The sequence below is a fragment of the Neochlamydia sp. TUME1 genome, assembly GCF_000813645.1.
Classification (GTDB): Bacteria; Chlamydiota; Chlamydiia; order Chlamydiales; family Parachlamydiaceae; genus Neochlamydia.
In genome coordinates, this window is sequence record NZ_JRXI01000202.1 from 1 (window position 1) to 1,706 (window position 1,706).

Sequence of the window (1,706 nt, forward strand, 5' to 3'; positions counted from 1 at the left end):
CTCTGCCTGCAGAAATCGGGCGGTTGTCTCGGCTGTACACGCTTGAATTAAATCAAAACCAGCTCGCCAGCCTTCCTGTAGAAATCGGGCGGTTGTCTCAACTGCAAAGGCTTTACTTAAATCAAAACCAGCTCACCGCTCTGCCTGCAGAAATTGGGCAGCTGCCTCAACTAGAATGGCTTTACTTAAATCAAAACCAGCTCACCGCTCTGCCTACAGAAATCGGGCAATTGTCTCAGCTTACCGAGCTTGAATTAAATCAAAACCAGCTCACCAACCTTCCTAAAGAAATTGAGCGGTTGCTTGATTTGCGCACGCTTGAATTAGCGGAAAATCCTTTAAAAGATATTGCAGAAAAAATAAGCCAGCGTTTTCCATTGTAGAATGGTCGTAAGTAATTCTTAAATTGAGGTGAGCTAAAATGAAATAAAAAACTTTTAGCCGTCTTACTTTAAACAAGTAATTCGCTTTCCTTCCCGCAACTAAGTAAGCTTAAGCTAACCTACACATTTATAACGACAAGAAGTTTTTCTCTTTTTCTGCAGATTGCTATGCTGGGAGAACAACCTTTCTTGACAGGAAGAAGCTAGGCGTATTGTATTCCATCATTCGCTAGAAGAATTAAAACATTGCACCAAAAAGAGCCGTTTTTCTCAAATAAAGCAAAGAATCAATCTCATTCTTTTAGCCACATCAAAATTGCCGCGTCACTTAATCCCCAAAACCTGTAGCTGCTCCTAAATGCTTGGAGGGTAGCCCCTCTTTCCTTGGATCTATCTGGAAAAAAAAGCGGCGGTAAATTATCCGTGAGTTGTTTTTCCTTGATAAGGATACGAATTGGTTTGACTTGCTTTTTTAATTTTTTTATATTGCTTTATAAAATAAAAATGCTGAAAAGTCATCACTATCCAAGGAAATAAAATGCATCCTATCTCTTCGGCATCTATTGGAAGCTTGCCCAATGAACTGCTGCTCCCTATCTTAGAGGCCTGCGCAGCTCCTCCCTTATTTAGCGTCTGTAAAAGATGGCATCATCTGCTGGCTTCTGAAGTGATGCCTTCTCTTTATAGAAAAATAGCCCAGCTTCATTTCCCCCGAGGGAATGCCACTACCCAGCAAACTCTTATGTTAGCCAAAGTTTATCAACTCAATCCTGTACTTACCTCTACTGAAAAAGTTTATCAAGTTTTTAAACAAGTTTTTACCTTAGCTAAATCCATTTCTCCTCTAGAATTTAAATGGAAGACAGAAGAAAAAAAATATTTTACTTTAGCTAACTACTCCTCTTATCTGCTGAATATTAATCGCCTTTTACTTTGGAAAAAACTTCCTGGTGGGGAAGAATACTTGAGCCGAGAAGAAATTAAACACTTGCCTCTAGAGGAAAAAGGGGAGCTTCTTAGAGATTGGATTGAAGAAAATTGTAAAAACACCACGGCTTTAGATTTATCTGGAGTAGGCTTGACTTATTTACCCTCAGAAATATGCCAGTTATCTAGGCTGCAAGGGCTTAAGTTAAGCCAAAACCAACTCACCAGTCTGCCTGGAGAAATCGGGCAGCTGTCTGAGCTGCAAGCGCTTAACTTAAATCAAAACCAGCTCACCAGCCTTCCCGTAGAAATCGAGCAGCTGTCTCAGCTGGGAGAGCTTAACTTAAATCAAAACCAGCTCACCAGTCTGCCTGCAGAAATCGGGCAACTGTCTGA

The 1,706-nt window shown here is 40.6% G+C and carries 1 protein-coding gene and 1 pseudogene; both read left to right on the top strand.

The annotated features are described in order from the left end of the window. Positions 1–383, top strand: a 383-nt coding sequence (locus DB41_RS09400; protein ID WP_193365255.1) for a leucine-rich repeat domain-containing protein, incomplete at its 5' end; no start/stop codon positions are given. Positions 384–921: 538 nt separating this feature from the next. After that, a pseudogene (locus DB41_RS10955) lies at positions 922–1,706 on the top strand (hypothetical protein); the annotation flags it as partial.